Annotated in this window: 17 protein-coding genes; 14 read left to right on the forward strand and 3 right to left on the reverse strand. The window is 70.9% G+C overall.

All coding sequences use genetic code 11. From position 1 onward, the window contains the following. Positions 1 to 29: 29 nt before the first annotated feature. From ACPPVO_RS11485 to ACPPVO_RS11545, 13 genes are all read left to right on the forward strand, one after another. Positions 30 to 920 carry a YidC/Oxa1 family membrane protein insertase gene (locus tag ACPPVO_RS11485; protein ID WP_426511187.1) on the forward strand — a complete coding sequence of 297 codons (891 nt, stop codon included), beginning with the start codon at positions 30 to 32 and terminating at the stop codon, positions 918 to 920. A 398-nt stretch (positions 921 to 1,318) separates the two neighbouring features. Continuing rightward, positions 1,319 to 2,452, forward strand: a complete 1,134-nt coding sequence (locus ACPPVO_RS11490) for an inositol-3-phosphate synthase (RefSeq protein ID WP_426511188.1) — start codon at positions 1,319 to 1,321, stop codon at positions 2,450 to 2,452. Further along, positions 2,449 to 3,279 carry an SCO3242 family prenyltransferase gene (locus ACPPVO_RS11495; RefSeq protein ID WP_426511189.1) on the forward strand — a complete coding sequence of 277 codons (831 nt, stop codon included), beginning with the start codon at positions 2,449 to 2,451 and terminating at the stop codon, positions 3,277 to 3,279. Before ACPPVO_RS11490 ends, ACPPVO_RS11495 begins: the two co-directional genes overlap by 4 nt. Beyond that, complete coding sequence (locus ACPPVO_RS11500) at positions 3,276 to 4,412, forward strand: sugar phosphate isomerase/epimerase family protein (RefSeq protein ID WP_426511190.1); 1,137 nt, start codon at positions 3,276 to 3,278, stop codon at positions 4,410 to 4,412. The genes ACPPVO_RS11495 and ACPPVO_RS11500 overlap by 4 nt, the downstream gene beginning before the upstream one ends. Positions 4,413 to 4,725: 313 nt before the next feature. Further along, positions 4,726 to 5,310 carry an EboA domain-containing protein gene (locus ACPPVO_RS11505; RefSeq protein ID WP_426511191.1) on the forward strand — a complete coding sequence of 195 codons (585 nt, stop codon included), beginning with the start codon at positions 4,726 to 4,728 and terminating at the stop codon, positions 5,308 to 5,310. Between the two features lie 205 nt (positions 5,311 to 5,515). Next, positions 5,516 to 6,364 carry a TatD family hydrolase gene (locus ACPPVO_RS11510; RefSeq protein ID WP_426511192.1) on the forward strand — a complete coding sequence of 283 codons (849 nt, stop codon included), beginning with the start codon at positions 5,516 to 5,518 and terminating at the stop codon, positions 6,362 to 6,364. Next, positions 6,364 to 7,512: a metabolite traffic protein EboE gene (gene eboE / locus ACPPVO_RS11515; protein ID WP_426511193.1), complete on the forward strand. Its 1,149-nt coding sequence runs from the start codon at positions 6,364 to 6,366 to the stop codon at positions 7,510 to 7,512. The genes ACPPVO_RS11510 and eboE overlap by 1 nt, the downstream gene beginning before the upstream one ends. 55 nt (positions 7,513 to 7,567) lie before the next feature. Beyond that, complete coding sequence (locus ACPPVO_RS11520) at positions 7,568 to 8,932, forward strand: nucleotide pyrophosphatase/phosphodiesterase family protein (protein WP_426511194.1); 1,365 nt, start codon at positions 7,568 to 7,570, stop codon at positions 8,930 to 8,932. A gap of 971 nt (positions 8,933 to 9,903) precedes the next feature. Continuing rightward, a complete protein-coding gene (locus tag ACPPVO_RS11525; protein WP_426511195.1) occupies positions 9,904 to 10,857 on the forward strand; it encodes an ABC transporter ATP-binding protein in 954 nt (317 codons plus the stop codon). Beyond that, positions 10,841 to 11,710 carry an ABC transporter permease gene (locus tag ACPPVO_RS11530; RefSeq protein WP_426511196.1) on the forward strand — a complete coding sequence of 290 codons (870 nt, stop codon included), beginning with the start codon at positions 10,841 to 10,843 and terminating at the stop codon, positions 11,708 to 11,710. The genes ACPPVO_RS11525 and ACPPVO_RS11530 overlap by 17 nt, the downstream gene beginning before the upstream one ends. A gap of 1 nt (position 11,711) precedes the next feature. After that, complete coding sequence (locus ACPPVO_RS11535) at positions 11,712 to 12,623, forward strand: ABC transporter ATP-binding protein (protein ID WP_426511197.1); 912 nt, start codon at positions 11,712 to 11,714, stop codon at positions 12,621 to 12,623. Beyond that, positions 12,623 to 13,336, forward strand: coding sequence for an ABC transporter permease subunit (locus tag ACPPVO_RS11540; protein ID WP_360392830.1), 714 nt, complete (start codon positions 12,623 to 12,625; stop codon positions 13,334 to 13,336). Before ACPPVO_RS11535 ends, ACPPVO_RS11540 begins: the two co-directional genes overlap by 1 nt. A gap of 900 nt (positions 13,337 to 14,236) precedes the next feature. Continuing rightward, the gene (locus tag ACPPVO_RS11545; protein ID WP_426511198.1) at positions 14,237 to 15,640 is read left to right on the forward strand and encodes an MFS transporter; all 1,404 of its coding nucleotides are present in this window, start codon (positions 14,237 to 14,239) and stop codon (positions 15,638 to 15,640) included. Here the strand turns inward: ACPPVO_RS11545 and ACPPVO_RS11550 are convergent. The 3 genes from ACPPVO_RS11550 to ACPPVO_RS11560 all read right to left on the reverse strand — a co-directional run bounded on the left by ACPPVO_RS11550 (position 15,603) and on the right by ACPPVO_RS11560 (position 19,887). Beyond that, entirely contained in the window at positions 15,603 to 17,756 is a 2,154-nt protein-coding gene (locus ACPPVO_RS11550) for a transglycosylase domain-containing protein (protein WP_426511199.1), read from the reverse strand. The genes ACPPVO_RS11545 and ACPPVO_RS11550 overlap by 38 nt on opposite strands. A gap of 77 nt (positions 17,757 to 17,833) precedes the next feature. Beyond that, the gene (locus ACPPVO_RS11555; protein ID WP_426511200.1) at positions 17,834 to 18,589 is read right to left on the reverse strand and encodes a 3-ketoacyl-ACP reductase; all 756 of its coding nucleotides are present in this window, start codon (positions 18,587 to 18,589) and stop codon (positions 17,834 to 17,836) included. Next, a complete protein-coding gene (locus ACPPVO_RS11560) occupies positions 18,586 to 19,887 on the reverse strand; it encodes a hypothetical protein (protein ID WP_426511201.1) in 1,302 nt (433 codons plus the stop codon). The genes ACPPVO_RS11555 and ACPPVO_RS11560 overlap by 4 nt, the downstream gene beginning before the upstream one ends. A gap of 236 nt (positions 19,888 to 20,123) precedes the next feature. Between ACPPVO_RS11560 and ACPPVO_RS11565 the strand changes: the two genes are divergently transcribed. Further along, the gene (locus ACPPVO_RS11565; RefSeq protein ID WP_360384350.1) at positions 20,124 to 20,486 is read left to right on the forward strand and encodes a hypothetical protein; all 363 of its coding nucleotides are present in this window, start codon (positions 20,124 to 20,126) and stop codon (positions 20,484 to 20,486) included. The last annotated feature ends 7 nt before the right edge of the window (positions 20,487 to 20,493 follow it).

Here is a 20,493-nt window from a genome sequence, read left to right on the forward strand (position 1 = left end):
GCCCAAAACGCCATCAGGCTTCGTGAAATGTGAAGGGCTGCATCGTGGTACACCATGGTTTGCTCGCGCTGGCCGGACTGTTCGGGTCCGTTCCCCTGGCGATCGTTGTCGCAACGCTCATCCTGCGCGCCGGTCTGTTGCCGCTCAGTCTGCGCGCGTATCGCGCAGAACGCGTCAGAGCCGGACTCGCGCCCCAACTCGCGCAGATCAGGCAGCAACACGGGCACGAACCCGTCGTGCTCGCGGAGAAGACCACCGCATTGATGCGAGAGGCCGGGTCCGGGCCGTTCGCGGGACTGCTGCCGATGCTCATGCAGGCCCCGTTCGTGTGGCTGCTCTACCGCGAGTTCACCAACGGCGACATGCACGGCTACGCACTGCTCGGCGCCGACCTCACGCAGCGACTCATCGGCAATCCGGGACTGCTCGCCGGTTGGCTGATCGTGTCCGTTCTGGCCGCGATCGCGCTGTGGAACGTGCAGCAGCTTCCGTCCGGATCGGCCGTGTTCGTGCGCGTGTTGACGTTCGGCACTGTCGCCTTCGCGCCGTTCGTGCCCGTGGCCGCCGGGATCTACCTGGTGACTACAGGGCTGTGGACGGCGGTGGAGCGGTGGATCTGCAAGAGGGTGTTCCGTCCAGAGACCCCGGAGACCCCGGAGACCCCGGAGACCCCCGAGCGGCCGCCGTCGGTGGACGGTGGCAGCCCGGAAGGAACTCCGGCCCAGGGACCGAAACGGCCACAGTCCGTCAGCGGTAGTCGTCAGGAAGGGACGGCGAACCAGCGGCCGAAGCTGGCGCCGTCCGTGAGTGGTGGCGGTCATGAAGGGGCGGCGGTCGTGAAGGGGCGGCGGGCGCGGTCCGTGGGCGGCGGCCGGCGGCCGGGGCGGAACTCCGGAGGTCGGAGCGGTCGCGGTCGATGAGCGGTCGTGATGCGGACGCCTGCGGTCCACGGACGTAAGTGGGTCGCAGGCGGTTTGCGGCGGTCGTGCGGAAACGAACGGTTGCGGATCGCGGCGGCCGCGACGACAGGGTCTGCGGCACCCCCGGCTGACCAGTGCGAACGTTGAGGATCGCGACGGCCGCTGCGAGCGGTTGCGGGACCGTGGCAGCCGGTGTCGCGTCCATGCCGCTGCGGTCTGGGGGCGGCAGGGCGCGACTTTGAAGTACACGTGCGGAAGTTCTTTTGATTTTGACAAAAGTTCGGTTGGTACTGGCGGAAAGACCTCGATCGATCTAGGCTGCTAATCCAGCGACATTCGGCGATGTCGCCCCATCCATGGATCCCTGTCGTCACGTTCCTCACCGCTAGGAGGAGCCCGTGCGTACGGGTTTGTGGCTGGTTGGCGCGCGCGGTTCTGTCGCCGTCACCAGCATTGTCGGGGCCGCCGCGCTGCGGGCCGGCCTAGCCGAGCCGATCGGTTGTGTCACCGAGCATCCGCGGCTCCGGACCACGGCGCTGCCGGGGTTCGGGGACCTCGTGTTCGGTGGTCATGACGTCGTCCATACCAACCTGGTCAAGCGGGCCGAGGCGCTCGCCGCGGCGGGGGTCGTGCCCGCCCGGCTCGTCGCTGCCCTCCACAGTGAACTGTCCGCTGTGGACGATGACGTACGTCCGGTGCCGCACGCCGCCACCCAGCGCGCGACGGCCTCGGCGATGCGGCACGACCTCGAGGCGTTCCGGGACAAGCACGCGCTGGAGCGGGTCGTGGTCGTCAACGTGGCGTCCACCGAGCCGGCCGCGCGTGCGCATCCTGCGCACACCGACCTCGAACGACTGCAAAGCGCCATGGCGATGAGCGAACCGGTAATGCCGGGCAGCTCGCTGGCGGCGTTCGCGGCGTTCAGTGCGGGGTGCGCGTATGTGGACTTCACGCCGTCGACCGGTGCGCGGTTGCCCGCCCTGCACGAACTGGCCGTGCAAGAACGGACGCCCTACGCCGGGCACGACGGCAAGACGGGGGAGACGCTGCTCAAGTCCGTGCTCGCGCCGATGTTCGCGATGCGCCGGCTGCACGCTACGTCCTGGTCCGGCATCAACCTGCTCGGCGGCGGCGACGGGGCCACGCTGGCCGAGCCGGCCGCCAACGCCGCGAAGTCGGCGAGCAAGCAGCGCGTGCTCGGCGAGACGCTCGGGTACGTGCCGGACGGGACGACGCGCATCGAGTACGTCCCGGGGCTCGGCGACTTCAAGACCGCCTGGGACCTCGTCACGTTCGAGGGGTTCCTCGGCACCGGGATGCGCATGGAGTTCACCTGGCACGGCTGCGACTCCGCGCTCGCGGCGCCCCTCGTGCTCGATCTTGCACGACTCACCGCGGCCGCGCACAAGAACGGACACATCGGGCCGCTCGCCGAGCTCGCGTTCTTCTTCAAGGACCCGCTCGGCGACACCGACCACGGGTTGGCCGCCCAGTTCGAGACACTCGCGAAGTTTGCCGAGGGTCTGAAATGAAGCCACGAACGAGGCTCAAGGATCTGGTCGAACTTGTCCGGGCGCCGGCGGCGCTGTCGGTGCCCGGAGATGTCATCGCGGGGGCGGCCGCCGCCAACCGACTCGGTGCGCGAACGGCGGGACTGGCCGGGGCGAGCGTGTTGCTGTACTGGGCGGGCATGGCCGCCAATGACTGGGCCGATCGCGAAATCGACGCCAAGGAGCGGCCCGAACGGCCCATCCCGTCCGGCCGCGTCGCGCCGAACACCGCGCTCGGGCTCGCCGCCGGGCTGACCGTCGCCGCTGTGGTAGCGGCGGGGTTCACCGGTGGGCGGCGGGCGTTGAAGGTGGCGGTGCCGCTGGCCGGGGCGGTGTGGGCGTACGACCTGGGGCCGAAGAAGCCGGGGCTCATGGCCGCTTGCCGTGCGCTCAATGTGCTGCTTGGAGCGAATGAGCGTCCGAGTATGGCCGTTTGGCCGGCGGCGACCGTGTTTGCGCACACGTACACCGTCACCGTTCTTTCGCAGTTTGAAGTGGACGGGGCCTCACCCCGGTTGCCGAGCCGGACGCTTGCCGGGACGGCCCTGGTCGCGGCGGCCGCGGGTGGGACGCCGGCGGCGGGGGCGCTTGCCGGCTGGTACGCGCTGCGGTACGGCCGGCCGCAGCTCGACGCCGTGCGCAACCCGGACGCCGAGCACATCCGGCGGGCGGTCGGGGCCGGGATCGTGAACCTCCCGGCGCTGCAGGGCGCGCTCACGGCCAGGGCCGGCGCACCCGTACTCGGCGTGACCGTCGCAGCACTGAGCGAATTGGCCCGCAGTCTGGTCAGGAAGGTGGCGGCGACATGAGATTCGGGTACGGCACCAACGGTTTCAGCAACCACCGACTCGACGACGCGCTCGCCGTGATCGCGGGCCTCGGGTACGAGGGCGTTGCGCTCACACTCGACCACCATCACCTCGACCCGTTCGACGCGAACCTGTCGCGGCATGTGCGCGAGGTCGGTCGCCGCCTGCAGGAGCTCGGCCTCGGCGTGGTGATCGAGACGGGCGCGCGGTATCTGCTCGACCCGTGGCGCAAGCACGCGCCGACGCTGCTGGACGACGAACCCGGGCCGCGCCTGGAGTTTCTGCGCCGCGCCGTGCGTATCGGTGCGGATCTCGGGGCCGAGGCGGTCAGCTTCTGGGCCGGCGTACCGCCGCGCAAGGAGGCCGGCGTGCGGCCGGGCGCCGAGGTCGGGGGATCGCCGGGCGCGAAGGTCGGGGGGTCGCCGGGCGCGAAGGTCGGGGGGTCGCCGGGCGCGGAGGCCGGAGGATCGCCGCACGCGGAGCTCGGGGGGTCGCCGCACGCGGCGGCCGGGGGATCGCAGCGTGAAAAGGTCGGTGTGACGCTGCGCGAGAAGGACGGACGGTCGCAGCGCGAAGACGTCAGAAGGCCGCCCCGCGCAGAAGTCGGGAGGTCTCAGCGTGCAGAGGTCGAAAGGTCGCAGCGTGCAGAGGCCGGCGCTACGCCGCGCGGGTTGGAGCGCGACGAGGCCTGGCGCCGGCTGGTTACCGGGTGTGCCGAGGTGCTCGCCGCGGCCGAGGGCGTGGAAATGATGCTCGGCTTCGAGCCTGAGCCCGGCATGCTCGTCGAGACCATCGACGACTGGGAGCGTCTGCGGGCCGACCTCGGTGCGCCCGTCCACTTCGGACTCACCCTGGACATCGGTCACTGTCGGTGTCTGGAGCCGGTACCGGCGGATGAATGTGTTCGTAAGGCGGCGGGTTCGCTCGTAAACGTGCAGATCGACGACATGCGGCGCGGTGTGCACGAGCACCTCGAGTTCGGGCAGGGCGAGGTCGACTTCCCGCCGGTACTGCGCGCCTTGAGCGACATCGGCTACGGCGGACTGGTCTGCGTCGAACTGCCCCGCCACAGCCACGCCGCTCCGGCGGTCGCCCGGGCGTCCCTTGAATTCCTGAAGGCGGTGGCCGCATGAACGTCGCCATGAGGGTGCGGGTCGGCCTGACCGCCGCCGCGGTGACCGGTGGCGCCGGCCGGGTGCGATCGCGCGGGCGTTGCTGCAGGCAGCGGCTGCATGAACGTCGCCATGAGGGTGCGGGTCGGCCTGACCGGCACCGCGGAGACCTGGGGTCGTCGGTCGGCTGCGATCGCGCGGGCGTTGTTGCCGGCGGTGGTCGTATGAACGTCGTAACGCGAGTGCGGGGCCGGCTGACCGGCGGGGTGTGGCAGGGGACCGTGCGCTGCCGGCCCGGCGTGATGGCCCGGGTGTTGTTGCCGGCGGTGGTCGTATGAATCTCGCGACTGCGTTGCGCGCCGAGCTCACCGACACCGTTTGGCTCGACACCGCGCTGGAGACCGTAGGCCGTCAACCGGCCGCGATCGCGAGGTTGTTTCCGGCCGTCGGCCGGCGCTGCGGGCGGTGGATGCTCAAGGAACCCCCGGGCTGGAGCGTGGACGACGCGGCCCGGGTCCTGCTGCTGACCAGCCTGAAAGACACGAGCGAAATCCCGCAGCTGTACCGGCACGGCGACGCCGCGGAGAAACGCGCAGTCTTGCGCGCGCTGCCGCTGCTCGATCTGGCCGAAACCGCGCAGATTCTCGAGGACGCTTTGCGTACCAACGACGTCCGACTGGTCGCCGCCGCGCTCGGGCCGGCCGCGCGGCACCTCAGCGTGGCCGTTTGGCGCCAGGGAGTACTGAAGGCCGTCTTCATGCAGCTTCCGCTGGCCGCCGTCGCCGACCTCGACGAGCGTGCCGACGCCGAGCTGGCGATCATGCTCGCCGGACTCGCCGAGGAGCGCCGCGCCGCTGGGCGCACGATGCCCGCCGACGCACTGGCACTGATCCAGCGGATCCAGGCAAGGGGACTGTGATGCGCGTTTTCGTCCGCCGCATGCGCATGACGTCGCGAACGATAGGCGGCTGTGAGGGGCTTGGTCGCGGCCGGTGTCCGGGTGCTGATCGGGCCAGGGGGATTGTGATGCGCGTTTTGGAACCCCGCATGCACATGGCGACGAGCGATTGCGCGGGCTCGGCCGCGGCCGGTGTCCGGGTGCTGATCGAGGCAAGGGGACTGTGATGCGCATTTTCGACCCCCACATCCACATGACGTCACGGACCACCGACGACTACGAGCGCATGGCCGCCGCCGGTGTCCGGGCGCTCGTCGAGCCCGCGTTCTGGCTCGGTCAGCCGCGCACCGGTGTCGGTTCGTTCACCGACTACTTCGACTCGCTCGTCGGCTGGGAGCCGTACCGCGCGAGCCAGTTCGGCATCCGACACCACGCCACGATCGCGCTCAACCCCAAAGAGGCCAACGATCCCCGCTGCCGCGAGGTGCTCGGCGTCCTCCCGCGCTACCTGGAGAAGGACGGCGTGGTCGCGGTCGGCGAGGTCGGTTACGACTCGATGACCCCGGCCGAGGATGAGGTGTTCGCCGTGCAGCTGGCGCTCGCAATCGAGCATGAACTGCCGGCGCTCGTGCACACGCCGCACCGGGACAAGGCCCGCGGTACCGCACGTACGCTCGCCGTCGTGCGCGAATCCGGCCTCGAGCCGGACCGCGTCGCCATCGACCACCTCAACGAGGTCACCGTCGCCGCGGTCGCCGAGTCCGGCTGCTGGATGGGCTTCTCCATCTATCCGGAGACGAAGATGACCGCTGAGCGGATGGTGCACATTCTGCGCGAGTACGGCCTCGAACGCATGCTCGTCAACTCCGCCGCCGACTGGGGGCGCTCGGACCCGCTGCTGACCCGCCGCACCGGTGACGCGATGCTCACGGCCGGCTTCACCGGTGACGAAGTGGACAAGGTGCTGTGGCGGAATCCGGTCGAATTCTACGGGCAGTCCAAGCGCCTTGACCTGTCCACTGTGGACGCGCCCGAGGCGTGGAACGGCAACTCAATCCGGCGCGGGGGCGAGTGATGCGGCTGCAGCACCCCGATGGGCAGACCGTGCACCTGGCGTACGGCACCAATGTCCATCCGGCCGAGGACCTCGCCGGAATCCTGCAGCAGCTCGAAACGTATGCGACGCCCATGCGCGAGCGGCTCGGCACCGACGTGCTCGGCCTCGGCCTGTGGCTCGGGGCCGCCGTGGCCTCCGAGCTCGCCGCGGACCCGGAAGCCCGCCGCCGGCTGCGCCGCGAGCTCGATGCGCGCGGCCTGGAGGTGGTGACGCTCAACGGCTTTCCGTACCGCGAGTTCCACGCCCCGGTCGTCAAGCGCGCCGTGTACTCCCCGGACTGGGCCGATCCCGCGCGTTTGCGGTACACCCTCGATCTGGCTCGGATTCTCGTCGACCTGCTGCCCGATGACGCCGCCCGCGGCTCCATCTCCACGCTCCCGCTGGGCTGGCGCGAGCCGTGGGACGGGCCGCACGCCGGGCGTGTCCTGCGCGCGTTGGACGCACTCGCGCAGGGATTGGCAGGGTTGGAGGTCCTCACCGGGCGTGTCGTGCGCGTGGCGTTTGAGCCGGAGCCCGGTTGCATCATCGAGAACACGCTGCAGGCCACCGTGCACCTGGCCCGGGTCGACCGGCGCTGGCTCGGCGTCTGCGTCGACCTCGCCCACCTCGCGTGCGCGTGGGAGGACCCGGTCGCGGCGGTGCAGCGGCTGGCGCGGGCGGGGCTGCCGGTGGTGAAGGTCCAGGTCTCGGCCGCGCTGGAGGTCGCCGACCCCGGCGGCGCCCGCGAGGTCGTGGCCCGGTACGCCGAGCCGCGCTTCCTGCATCAGACCCGCACGGCTGGCGCCCGCCGCGCGTTCGACGACCTCGACGAGGCCCTGGCCGACGGCGAGGCGGCCGGGCAGCCGTGGCGGGTGCACTACCACGTGCCACTGCACGCCGAGCCGGAGCCGCCGCTGCGCTCGACCATTCCGGTGCTGCGCGCCGGGTTGGGGGCCTTGGTCGGCGGCCCGATCGCTGTCTGTGACCACTTGGAGGTTGAGACGTACACCTGGAGCGTCCTGCCCGTCGAGCAACGCCCGGCGGGCCCGCGCGAACTGGCTCACGGCATGGCGGCGGAGCTCGCCTGGTCCCGGGACACGCTGCACGACCTGGGACTGAAGCCATGAACGTGACGGAAAGCAGCGGAGTGGTTGCGTATCGCAATGAGGCGGGGGAGATCGCATGAGTCGCCCGACGCTCGTGCTCGACGTTGTCGGGCTGACGCCGCGGCTGTTGCCGCACATGCCGAATCTGTCGCGGCTCGGCGCCGCCGTGCCGCTCGAGCCGGTGCTACCCGCTGTCACCTGCTCGGTACAGTCGACGTTCCTGACTGGCGAGCCGGTGTCCGGGCACGGGATCGTCGGCAACGGCTGGTACTTCCGTGACCTCGGCGAGGTGCTCCTCTGGCGCCAGCACAACGCGCTCGTCGGCGGCGAGAAGCTGTGGGACGCCGCCCGGCGCGCCGATCCGGCATTTACTGTCGCGAATGTCTGCTGGTGGTACGCGATGGGCGCCGACGTCGACTGGACCGTCACCCCGCGGCCGATCTACTACGCCGATGGGCGCAAGGAGCCCGACTGTTACACCTACCCGCCGGAGCTGCACGACGAGCTCACCGACAGTGTCGGCCCGTTTCCGCTGTTCACGTACTGGGGCCCGAACGCGGGGCTGGCCTCCTCGGCGTGGATCGCGCGGGCCGCCGAGCAGGTCATGAAGGTCAAGAACCCCGACCTGACCCTGGTGTACCTCCCGCATCTCGACTATGACCTGCAGCGCTACGGCCCGTCCGACCCGCGGGCCGCGCGCGCCGCCGCCGAGCTCGACACCGTCCTTGGTCCGTTGCTGGACGCCGCGCGCACCAGTGGACGCGCGATTGTGGCGCTTTCCGAGTACGGCATCACAGACGTGCACCGGCCGGTGGACATCAACCGGCATCTGCGCGCCGAGGGCTGGCTGAACGTGCACACCCAGGACGGGATGGAGTACCTCGACCCGTGCACGTCGCGCGCGTTCGCCGTCGCCGACCATCAGATCGCGCACGTTTATGTGCGCAACGCGCAGGACGTGCACGAAGTGCGCAAGGTGTGCGCAACCCTGCCCGGCGTCGGCGAAATCCGCGACGGACTCGGACACGAGCGCGCGGGCGAGCTCGTCCTGCTCGCCGAGCGTGACGCCTGGTTCACGTACTACTACTGGCTCGACGACACGCGGGCGCCTGACTTCGCTCAGCTCGTCGAGATCCACCGCAAGCCCGGCTACGACCCTGCGGAGCTGTTCTTCGACCCGGCCGGCCCGGGCGCGGCGAAGGCCCGGGCGGGGCTCGCGCTGATCCGGAAAAAGCTCGGGATGCGGTACCGCATGAGCGCGATCGGCCTCGACGCCGGCGCCCGCGCGGTGCGCGGTTCGCACGGGCTGCTGCCTGCGGATCCGGCGGACGGCCCGGTATGGCTGTGCGACGACCCGGCGGTCGCTCCGGCCCGGGTGCACGCGACCGAGGTCAAGGACCTGCTGCTACGGGTGATCGCCGGAGACGGTGCGCGGACCTGATGCGGGCCCGCCGGCAGTGCGGGGCTCGCACAGGCTTCGGCCCGTGGATGACGTGTAGCTGTGCCATGACCTGGCGGTCGCCCTGGACCGGGTGTCACCGTACGGCGTAGTGCGCGCGCTCGACGTGGGGTGCGCGAGTGTGCACGGGCTGCGCCACGGAGCCGGCGCGCGGCGGGCGGACCCTGTGGCGTTGTGCGATGTAGTGCGCGAACGTGGCGTGGTTGTCCGTGGGGTGCGCGAGTGTGCACGGGCTGCGCCACGGAGCCGGCGCGCGGCGGGCGGACCCTGTGGCGTTGTGCGATGTAGTGCGCGAACGTGGCGTGGTTGTCCGTGTGGTGCGCGAGTGTGCACGGGCTGCGCCGCGGAGCCGGCGGGTGGCGGGTGGCTGTGCCGTTGTGCGATGCAGTGCGCGAACGTGGCGTAGTTGTCCGTGTGGTGCGCGAGTGTGCACGGGCTGCGCCGACGAGCTGGTGCCGGTACGCGCCCACGATGATCGGGATGATGAGCAGCGGCCAGAACACGAGGTCGGGCGCGCCGGCCGAGCTGTACACCATGGCGATGATGGCGGCCGTGTCCACGGCCAGGAGCACGGCGCTGATGCGCGGATAGCGGCGGCGCGCCACATTGCGCAGCGCGTACACGCCCAGCACGTTGATGAGCGCCGCGGCGACCGCCGCGCCTACCCCGAGTACCGTCGCCATCCCTGGCACCGGCGGGAACACGGTGAGGCCGGTCGCGATCCACAGCACCGCGGCCAGGCGGCTGACCAGGCCGGCCCACTCCAGACTGCGGCGCATGCGCACCAGCGCTTCGTCAACCTGGAACGACTCCGTGGACCTTCACTCGGCGGGGTCGACCCTGACCTGCGGACCGGCCGAACCTGAGAAGAATCACAGGTAGAACCCCTAAGGAGAGGCTTTCAGGTGCGTTCCGGATAGTCCCGGGGGTGCACGGTCCGTAGTCTCGGCGACGTGACACTCATCGAGACGCGTGCGCTGACGAAGCGCTACGGGGGTGGCGTCACCGCCCTGTCGGACCTGACCCTGGCGGTGCAGCCGGGGATCATCGGCCTCGTCGGGGCCAACGGCGCCGGGAAGTCCACCTTCATCAAGATCATGCTGGGCCTGCTGGCGCCTTCCGATGGCGATCTGCGGGTCCTTGGGCTGGACCCGACCAAACAGGCCGCGGAGGTTCGCGGCCGGGTCGGGTACATGCCGGAACACGACTGCCTGCCGAGCGAGGTCTCGGCGGCGGAGTTCGTGACCCACCTGGCGCGCATGAGCGGCCTGCCAGCCACCGCCGCCCGCGAACGGGCCTCCGAGGCGCTGCGCCACGTGGGGCTCTACGAGGAGCGGTACCGCCAGATCGGCGGCTACTCGACCGGCATGAAGCAGCGGGTCAAGCTGGCCCAGGCCCTCGCGCACGACCCCGACCTGCTGCTGCTGGACGAGCCGACCAACGGCCTCGACCCGGCCGGCCGCGACGCCATGCTCGAGCTGGTGCACCGCATCGGCACCGAGTTCGGCATCTCCATCGTCGTGTGCTCGCACCTGCTGGGCGAGGTCGAGCGCATCTGCGACTCGATCATCGCCATCGACGGCGGGCGGCTGCTGCGCTCGGCGACGGTCGAGGACATGACGACGAGCCGCGACGTGCTCACCGTCGAGGTCTCCGAGGGGGTCGACCAGCTCACGGCCCGCCTGGCGGAGCTGGGCATCCCGGCCGGCCGCGACGGTACCGCGCTCACCGTGCCACTGGACAGCGAGGACGTGTACGACCGCATCCTCGTGGCCGTCGCCGAGCTGGACCTGCCGCTGCACCGGCTCGACCAGCGCCGCCACCGCGTGGCCGAGCTGTTCCAGACGCACACCGTCACCGCACCCGCGCTGAGCGCACAGGAGGCCGGCCGTGGCGCCGCAGACTAGTGTCATCCACGACATCGGCTATCAGCGGTACACGGGACCGCGGCTCGGCCGGTGGTACGCCAACCGCTCCCTCTACGAGCACAGCGTGCGCGCCGCGTTCGGCATCGGCCGCGGGGCCAAGGCCAAGATCTTCCCCTGGCTCATCATCGGCATCGTGCTGCTGGTGGCTGTGGTCGTCATCGCGTTCCGCTCGATCAGCGGACAGACCCTGATGTCGTACCGCGACTACACCGCCGGCCTGAGCTACCCGGTCATGCTGTTCCTGGCCATCGTGGCCCCCGAGCTCGTTTCGCGGGACCTGCGCGACCGGACGTTGCCGCTGTACTTCTCCCGCCCGTTGTTGCGCACCGACTACGCGCTGGCCAAGTACGCCGCGCTCGTCACCGCGGTGGTGGCGCTGCTGGCCGTACCGCAGCTGCTGATCTACATCGGGGCGGTCTTCACCCGCACCGACGGGTTCTCCGGCGCCTGGCACGAGTTCGGCGACCTGGCCCCGGGTCTGGGCGCCACCCTCATCCGGGCCCTGATCCTGGCCGGCGTGTCGCTGCTGATCGCCTCGCTGTCGGGCCGGCGCGCGTTCGCCGCCGCGTTCATCGTCGGCGTCTTCCTCATCACCTCGCCAATCGTCGGCATCCTGAACTTCCTGGGCAACGACACGCTGGCCAAGCTGTCGTTCCTGGCCAACCCGATGACCCTGATGCTCGCGCTGGAACAGTGGATCTTCGGCGTCGAAGGTCAGAACGAGGGGCTGCCGATCGGCGGCTACGGCCCCGTGTACGGCATCGGCGGCCTGATCCTGCTCGGCGGCTCCGTCGGGCTCCTGCTGCTGCGTTACCGGAAGGTGGCCGCCTGACATGAGCACCGTCGACCTGCAGCACGTCTCGCGGTGGTACGGCAACGTGGTCGCCGTCAACGACGTGACAATGACCCTCGGGCCCGGCGTCACCGGGCTGCTGGGCCCGAACGGGGCCGGCAAGACGACCCTTCTGCACATGATGTCCGGGTTCCTCGCCCCGTCGCGGGGCACCCTCACCGTGGACGGCGCCCCGACCTGGCGCAATCCCGATGTGTACCGCACGCTGGGCCTCGTCTCCGAACGCGAGAGCGTGCACGGCTTCCTGACGGGGCAGGAGTTCGTACTCGCCAGTGCCAGGCTCTTCCGCCTGACCAAGCCGGAGGAGGCCGCCCGCCGGGCGCTCGCCCACGTGGAGATGGAGCCGGCCCAGGACCGCCGGATCGAGACGTACAGCAAGGGCATGCGCCAGCGCATCCGGGTCGCCGCGGCGCTCGTGCACGAGCCGAGCGTCCTGCTGCTCGACGAGCCCTTCAACGGCATGGACCCGCGGCAGCGCTTCCACATGATGGACCTGCTGCACCGGATGGGCGACGAGGGCCGCACGGTGCTGTTCTCCTCGCACATCCTGGAGGAGGTCGAGCAGGTCTCCGGCACCGTGCAGGTCATGGTGGCCGGGCGCCTCGCCGCCTCCGGCGAGTTCCGCACCATCCGGCGGCTGATGACCAACCGCCCGCACGTGTTCACCATCCGCTCCAGCGACGACCGGCGCCTCGCGGTCGCGCTCATGGCCCAGGACTCGGTGGCCGGCGTCGACATCGACGCCACCGGCCTGCAGGTGCGCGCGTCGGACTACGGCACGTTCACCCGCGCCCTGCCGCGCGTCGCGCTCAAGGAGGGCGTCCGCGTGCGCCGCCTCATCCCGGCCGACGAGTCCCTGGAAAGCGTCTTCTCCTACCTGGTGGGTGCCTGATGAACGCCACTGTCGCGATGATCACCGCGCGGGGCCTGCTCGGCCGGCGCCGGATCTGGCTGCTCGTGCCGCTGCCGCTGCTGCTGATCGGGCTCACGCTGGTCGTGAAGGCGTTCGGCCCGGCCCCGGCGGAGTGGGGCGAGGGGGTCATCGGCGGGCTCGGCTTCTCCGCGGTACTGCCGGTCATCGCCCTCATCATCGGCACCGGCGTGCTGGGCTCGGAGATCGACGACGGGACCATCACGCACATCCTGAGCAAGCCGATCCCGCGCTCGGAGATCATCTTCACCAAGCTGGCCGTGGCGACCGGCGTCACCGCCCTCTTCGCCGGGGTACCGCTGTTCGTGGTGGGCCTGATCGCCGGCGAACCGGCGCTGGCGTTCGCGCTCTTCGTGGGCGGCGTGATCGGCTCGGCGGCGTACTGCTCGCTGTTCGTGCTGCTGAGCGTGCTCACCCGGCGCCCGGTGCTGGTCGGCCTGGCGTACGTGGTCCTGTGGGAGGGCGTCCTGGGCAACATCCTCACGGGCACCCAGAAGCTGTCGATCCAGCAGTACGTGCAGGCGATCGTCGACTGGCTGGCCCCGACGGACCTGCTGCACGGCAATGTGGCGGTACCGCTGAGCTGCGTTATGGCCGCGGTGTTCACGATCGCGTCGACGGCCTACGCGGTGCAGCGCCTGCGCACCCTCGCGGTCGCGGGCGAGACGGGCTGATCTCCTCGCAAGGCGCGCCCCCGACTCAACCGGCGGGCGCGCCTCGCGTTTGGGCTGAAGGACCTCGCGCCTCGCGCCTCGCGCCTCGCGCCTCGGGCTTCGCGCCTCGGGCTTCGCGCCTCGGGCTTCGCGCCTCGGGCTTCGCGCCTCGGGCTTCGCGCCTCGGGCTTCGCGCCTCGGGCTTCGCGCCTCGGGCTTCGCGCCTCGGGCTTCGCGCCTCGGGCTCCGCGGCTCGGGCTCCGCGGCTCGGGCTCCGCGGCTCGGGCTCCGCGCTCCGCGCCTCGGGCTCCGCGCTCCGCGCTCCGCGCTCCGCGCTCCGCGCCTCGGGCTCCGCGGCTCGGGCTCCGCGCTCCGCGCCCCGTGCTCCGTGCACCGCGCTCCGCGCTCCGCGCCTCGGGCTCCGTGCACCGCGCTCCGCGCTCCGCGCTCGGCGCTCCGCGCCTCGGGCTCCGCGCTCCGCGCTCCGCGCACCGCGCACCGCGCTCCGCGCTCCGCGCCTCGGGCTCCGCGCTCCGCGCCCCGTGCTCCGCGCACCGCGCCCCGTGCTCCGCGCCCCGTGCTCCGCGCCCCGTGCTCCGCGCTTGGGCTGACGGGCGTCGGGCCCGGCGCGCTCCTTGAACCCGATTTTCCGCCTGCCAGGCGAAAAATCCGACATGTCCGATCACGAAGTGTCGGACATGTCGTGCATAAGGGCCGGGGCATGTCGTGGATAAGGGCCGGGACATGTCGATACAAAGCGTGGGCATGTCGGATTCGGCGTCGGACGTGTCGGGATCGAAGGGCCAGGCTGGGGATCAGGGCGCCGAACCCGCCCGGATCGGAACGTCGGGCCTGCCCCGGAAGGCGCATTGGACCCGCCCGAGTGGCGCAGCTCAAGGCCGCGATGGTTGGGTGTGAGTCGTGCATCGGGTGTACAGCGTGGCCGTCTTCATCGTCCTGGCCTCGCTCGACAACGTGGCGATCGGGCTCGTCCCTCCGCTCTACTCTCCCATCAGCCGCGCCCTCGGTGTCGGCGAAGGCGCGCTCGGCGTCGTCACCGCCGTCAGTTACCTCGTCACGGCCGTGGCCGCGGTGGTGTGGGCGTACGCCGGGGACCGTACCGACCGCAAGCCCGTGCTCATGGTCGGCACGCTGATCTGGGCGGCCGGCACCGGGGCCACCGTGCTCGCCGGCGGGTACTGGGGGTTCCTCGGGGCGCAGCTGCTCGCCTCCGTCGGGCTCGGGGCGGTCGGGTCGGTCGGGTTCTCCGTGGTCAGCGACCTGATCTCGCCCAAGCGGCGCGGGCTGGTCATGAGCCTGTGGGGGCTGTCGCAGGGGGTCGGGACGCTCGCCGGGGTGCTCGTCGCCAGCCAGCTCGGGGGGAAGGACTGGAAGGCCCCGTTCTACGTGCTGGCCGCGCTCGGGGTGGTGGCCTCCATCGCGTACTTCACCACCGCCGACATCCGCCGCGGGCAGAGCGAGCCCGATCTGGCCGCGGTGTTCGCGGCGGGGGAGGAGTACGAGCACCGGATCTCCCGGGCCGACCTGCCCCGGATCGCCGCGCGGCGGACCAACGTGTGGCTGGTGCTGCAGGGGCTCACGGCCCAGGCCGCGTTCGGGTCGCTGGTCTGGCTGCCGCGGCTGTTCCAGGCCCGGGCCGAGGCGCAGGGGTACGACGAGCAGTCCGCGATCGCCGTCGGCGGGCTGCTCGCCACGCTGTTCCAGCTCGGCGGGGTGCTGTCGATCGTCGGCGGGCTGATCGGCGACCGGTGGCAGCGGCGCGACCAGGGCGGGCGGGCGAAGGTGGCGGCGATCGGCATCCTGGCCGGCGTCCCGCTGTACGTGCTGCTGTTCTTCGCCCCGATCGGCCTGCCCGCGCCGCGCGACCGGCCGGCGCTGGAGATCGTGCTCGGGTCGCTGTTCACGTCGCCCGGGCTGCTCGGGGCGTTCCTGCTGGCCCTGCTGGCGCTCGCGCTCACCTCGGCGAACTCGCCGAACTGGTTCGCGCTGATCGCCGACGTCAACCCGCCGGAGCACCGCGGCACGGTGTACTCCATGGGCAACCTCGTCAACGGCGTCGGCCGCGCGGCCGGCAACGGTCTCGTCGGGGCCGTGTTCGCGGCCCTCGCGCGCTCGTTCCCGCCGCCGGCCAACCTGGCCATCGGCCTCGCCGCGTTCCAGGTCTTCTTCGTTCCGACCGGGATCATGTACTGGCTGGCCTCGCGCACCTCGCCGCGGGACATCGGCGAGGTGCACGCGCTGCTGCAGGCCCGGGCGGCCGCCGAGGTCAGTTCCCGAACGCCCGCTGGTGGCTCGGCGGGGTGAACTGCACCACCGGCTGACCCTGCAGGCCGGCCTTCAGGGTGTACGTCACCGCGTTGTTGATCACCGGGTGCGACATGGTCTTGTTGATCTGCGGGTTGTCCGGGTCCGTGAGGATCCCGGCCACGGCCAGCTGCTTGGTCATCGCCACGAAGGTCGCGCTCTTGCCGCTGTCGGTGGTGCCGGTCTTGCCGGCCACCGGGCGCCCGACGTCGCCGCGCACGTTTGTCGCGGTACCGCTGCCCGGGCAGGCGCCGAACGCGGACTGGTCGCCGACCGGGCACCGGGCCATGTCCACGGCCGCGCGCGCGATGTCGGGGTCGACGACCTGCTTGCACTGCGGCTGCCCGGCGTCGATCTTGTTGCCGTTGACGTCGCGGATCTCGGTGACCGGCGTCGGTGCGCAGTACTTGCCGTCGGCGGCCAGGGTCGCGTAGGCGCCGGCCAGGTCCAGCGGCGTCGTGTCCGACACGCCGAGGGTGAACGCGCCCCACTCCTTGGCGTCCTTGGCGAAGCTCGCGTCGTTGGGCGAGCGGAACTGGATGCCGAGGCGCTTGGCCACGTCGACGACGTGGTCGGCGCCGACGCGCTGCTCCAGCGGGACGAAGTACGTGTTGAGCGACATCCCGAAGCCCTGCCACATGTTGAACGTGCCGGTCGGGTCGCCCTCGGAGTTCTTCGGGCAGTAGTGCGGGCCGTTGCAGGCCGCGGGGCTGCTCGCGTCGATCGGGTAGTCGGAGACGAACTGCGCCTGCACGTCCTCGGTGTGGTTCAGTGGCAGCCCGGACTCCATCGCGGCGACCGCGGTGAAGATCTTGAACGAGGAGCCGGCCTGGTAGCCGGGTACGTCGGGGCCGCCGGTGATGAACGGTACCGTCGTGTTGGGGTAGTTGCCCTTCTGCCCCTTCTTGTCCGGGTTGGTGCTCGCGCCGTTGGCCGTCTGGTCGTTGCTGAAGTTCCGGTTCGTGGCCAGCGCCTGCACCCGGCCCGTGCCGGGCTCGACCGCGGCGACCATCACCGCCTCCGAGTTGCCCAGGCCGACCTTCGCCGAGCCGACGCCGGGCTGGTCCTTGGCGTATTTGAACGCCGCGGCCTGGGTCTGGACATTCAAAGAGCTGATGATGGTGTACCCGCCTGAGCGCAGCTTGTTCTCCCGGTCGAACGCGTCGGCGCCGAACGCCGGCTGCTCGTCCCACCAGCGGCGCAGGTAGTCGCACAGGAACCCGGCGCCGAGATCGGCCCGCTGCACGGACTCGCAGCCCTCGGGGGTGCGCTGGCCGACGATGGTCAGCTTCTGGGCCTTGGCCTCGTCGCGCTGCTGCGGCGTGATGTACTTCATCGTCACCATCTGGTCGAGCACGTACGCCTGGCGCGCGATCGCCTTCGGCAGCCCGTCCGCGGTCGCGGGGTCGTTCGTCGAGGGCGCCTTCACCAGCCCGGCCAGCAGCGCGGCCTCGCCGAGCGTGAGGTCCTTGGGGTCCTTGCCGAAGTAGACGTGCGCGGCCGCGTAGATGCCGAAGGCGCCGTGGCCGAAGGTCGAGATGTTGAGGTACCGCTCCAGGATCTGCTCTTTGGTGAGCTTCTTCTCCAGCGCCATCGCGAGCTTCATCTCTTTGAGCTTGCGCGCCGGCGTCTTGGCGGTCGCGTCGACGACGTCCTGCGGGGTGCGGGCCGAGTACGAGGTCGCCTGGCGCACGTACTGCATCGTCAGCGTCGAGGCGCCCTGCTGGTCGCCGCCGTTCTCGTTGTTGACGAACGCCCGGGCCACGCCCTTGAGGTCGACGCCCCTGTGCTCGTAGAAGCGGTTGTCCTCGGCCGCGACCATCGCCTGGCGCATCACCTCGGCCACGTCGGCGATCGGCACGTCGCGGCGGTTCTCGTCGTACATCATCGCCAGCAGCGTCTTGCCGTCGCTGGCGTAGACGTAGGAGATCTGCGGCGACGGCAGCACGTCGAGATCGGTGGGCAGGTCCTCGAAGGTGTCGGCCCCGGACTTCGCGGCCAGCCCGGAGAAGGCGAGCCCCGGGAACGCGGCCGCGGCGACCACCACCCCGGCGAACAATCCGGACAGCAACAGTGAGGCGACGGCCTTCAGGGCCACATTGGGACGGAGACGCACTCTTAAAGCCGTACCCGATCGGGCCGCCGGCGACACGTGAAAAACGACACCGGCGGCCGTGACAACCGAATCCGCATTTACAGGATCTTCAGGTGGAAGCCTCCGTCGACGTCGATGACCTGCCCGGTGGAGAAGGGCAGCAGGCCGCCCGCGATCGCGACCACCGCCTTGCCCACGTCCTCCGGGGTACCCCACCGGCGGATCGGGGTCACGCCCTCCTCGAGGATCAGCCGGTCGTACTTCTCCTTGACCCCGCCGGTCATGTCGGTCGCGATGATGCCGGGGCGGACCTCGTAGACGTTGATGCCGTGCTCGGCCAGGCGCGCCGCGAACAGCTTGGTCAGCATCGACAGGCCGGCCTTGGTGATGCAGTAGTCGCCGCGGTTGACGCTCGCCGTGTACGCGCTCATCGACGAGATCGTCACGATGCGCCCCGCGGTACCGGCCGCGATCATGCGGTTGGCGACCTGCTGGGTCAGGAAGTACGGCCCCTTGAGGTTGATCCCGACGAGCCGGTCGAACGACTCCTCGCCGGCCTCGAGGATGTCGGCGCGCACGTCGGGCGCGACGCCGGCGTTGTTCACGAGCAGCTCGATGTCGCCGAACGCCGCGTAGGCCTCCGCCACGAGCCGGGTGCGGTCCTCGGACCGGGCGAGATCAGCGCGTACCGTCGCCGCTTTCGCTCCCAGCTTCTCCACCTCGGCCGCTACCTCGTCGGCGGCGGCCGCGTTGCTCGCGTAGTTGACGACGACGTCCCAGCCGGCGCGGGCGAGGGCGAGAGCGATGCCCCGGCCGATCCCGCGCGAGGCCCCGGTGACGAGCGCGGCGCTCACGCCACCCCTCCGAAGAACGTGTAGTACGGGCCGTTGTCGAGGCGGAGCAGGTACAGGCCGAGCTCACGCAGGTGGTAGTCGCCCCACATGCTCGACTCGCCGTTCGGCACGCGCTGGCCCTCGTGGATCTGGTCCCAGCCGTTGGGGCGGTGGTAGACCGAGTGCAGCAGGAGCCCCTGGTGGTCCGGGTCGGTGCTCAGGTACGGCTCGCGCAGGAGCGTGCGCGCGACCGTCAGGCCCGCCTGGGTGTACCGCTCGTCGCCGAGCGCGTGCCCGAGGCGCAGCAGGCCCTGGGCCCCGATCGCGGCGGCGCTGGAGTCGACGGGCTCGTGGTCGTTGAACGGGTCCGCGGGCGCGTCGAGGTCGAGGTGGACGACGCCGGGGGCGCCGGTGTCCCAGTAGGGCACGCCGTCGGCCGGGGACGAGTCGATGTAGAAGTCGCAGGTGGCCCGGGCGGCCTCGGCGAACGTGTCGTCGTTTTCCGATTCGAACTCCAGCAGCTCCGCGAAGCCGAGCATCGCCCAGGCCAGGCCGCGGGTCCAGGTCGAGAAGGGGGAGTACCCCTGCTGCGTGCTCGGCGCCCGGAAGCGGCCGTCGTTGACGTTGAACAGGGCCTCGTGCACGGTGCGCCCGCGCACGTCGTAGGCGTCTCGCCCGGCGCCGTAGAACACGTTGTACTTCGCGGTGTTGTACGCGTGCTGGCGCATCCGCTCGCGCAGGTCGATCCGCTCGTCGTGCTCGCCCATCAGCACGTGTCCGAGGCGGTGCGCGACGGCCAGGGACCGGCACGACCGGATGGTGTCGACGAAGAGCGACTGGGGGCCGTTGAAGCTGTAGATGTACCCGCTGCCGTCCTCGGTCTTCTGCCAGCGCGCGGCCTGGACCGCCCCGGAGACCTTCAACGCCAGCTCGGCGGCGGCCCTCTCGCTCTCCTCGACCCGGCCCTCCTTGACCAGGCGGAGGATCGCCCCGTACGTGCTCACGTTGTTGAACCCGTGGTCGTGCACGCCGACGTGGCTGACGTGCGGCGCCATCAGGTTTCGCGTCTGTTCCAGGCCGAGCGCCTTGAACCGGTCGTCGCCGGTCGCGTCGAACTGCAGCAGCGCCGAGCCCACCTGGAACCCCTGCGTCCACTCGGTCCAGCCCCGGGCCGTGTACCGCCCGTCGACCGTGAACACCGGCGAGCCGCCACCTCCGTCCGGGTCAAGGGCCAGGATCTTCCCGGCGGAGAGCTCGAACATCCGCTCAACGTCGGCAACGAGATCCTTGCCGGTGAGTTCCGAATCGATGCGCAACATGCCCCGGATGCTACCCAGGAAAGCCCTTTCCTGGAAGCTGTGTTTCCCGGCTCGCCGGCGCTCGCGGTGGGGGAGCAAGCTCCACCCACACCCCTCAAGATCTACGGCAGCGGTGCTCGCCGCCGCGTTCTCGGCTTCGCCGCCGGCATGAGTCGCGCCGATGCGATCGCCCGCGGGCGCCGGGCCCGGCCGTGTGGGTGCGGCGGCGCGGGGCGGACATGCGAGGATATGCGGCGATGGACATCGCGGTGGAGGACGTCGCCGCCCGCTGGGTCACGGCCTGGACGACGGGGCGCACGACGGACATCTTCAGACTTCTGGCCGCCGCCCCGGCGATCGAGACGAACCTGGACCCGGACGGCGACTTCATCGAGCTCCTGACGGACTACGCGGCCGCCCTGGACTCGGTGACGGTCTTCTCACAGACGGTCCTGGACCGGCGGGCGGCTCTGGTCTACGACTGCGCCCTGTCGGGCGAGACCTTCCGCCTGGCCGAGTTCCTGACCGTCAACGAGGCGGGCCTGGTGACGGAGATCCGTCGGGTGTACGACCTCAGCGCCATCGAACGCCTCATGCCCCACCTGCTCCTGGAACACTGACGCGCGC

Source organism: Dactylosporangium sp. McL0621 (assembly GCF_049995355.1).
Taxonomy (GTDB): Bacteria; Actinomycetota; Actinomycetes; order Mycobacteriales; family Micromonosporaceae; genus Dactylosporangium.

Coding starts and splice junctions, on each gene's coding strand:
- ACPPVO_RS11535 (WP_426511197.1), top strand. CDS start 11,712: ATGAGCACCGTCGACCTGCAGCACGTCTCGCGGTGGTACGGCAACGTG.
- ACPPVO_RS11540 (WP_360392830.1), top strand. CDS start 12,623: ATGAACGCCACTGTCGCGATGATCACCGCGCGGGGCCTGCTCGGCCGG.
- eboE (WP_426511193.1), top strand. CDS start 6,364: ATGCGGCTGCAGCACCCCGATGGGCAGACCGTGCACCTGGCGTACGGC.
- ACPPVO_RS11565 (WP_360384350.1), top strand. CDS start 20,124: ATGGACATCGCGGTGGAGGACGTCGCCGCCCGCTGGGTCACGGCCTGG.
- ACPPVO_RS11500 (WP_426511190.1), top strand. CDS start 3,276: ATGAGATTCGGGTACGGCACCAACGGTTTCAGCAACCACCGACTCGAC.
- ACPPVO_RS11520 (WP_426511194.1), top strand. CDS start 7,568: ATGAGTCGCCCGACGCTCGTGCTCGACGTTGTCGGGCTGACGCCGCGG.
- ACPPVO_RS11495 (WP_426511189.1), top strand. CDS start 2,449: ATGAAGCCACGAACGAGGCTCAAGGATCTGGTCGAACTTGTCCGGGCG.
- ACPPVO_RS11510 (WP_426511192.1), top strand. CDS start 5,516: ATGCGCATTTTCGACCCCCACATCCACATGACGTCACGGACCACCGAC.
- ACPPVO_RS11560 (WP_426511201.1), bottom strand. CDS start 19,887: ATGTTGCGCATCGATTCGGAACTCACCGGCAAGGATCTCGTTGCCGAC.
- ACPPVO_RS11505 (WP_426511191.1), top strand. CDS start 4,726: ATGAATCTCGCGACTGCGTTGCGCGCCGAGCTCACCGACACCGTTTGG.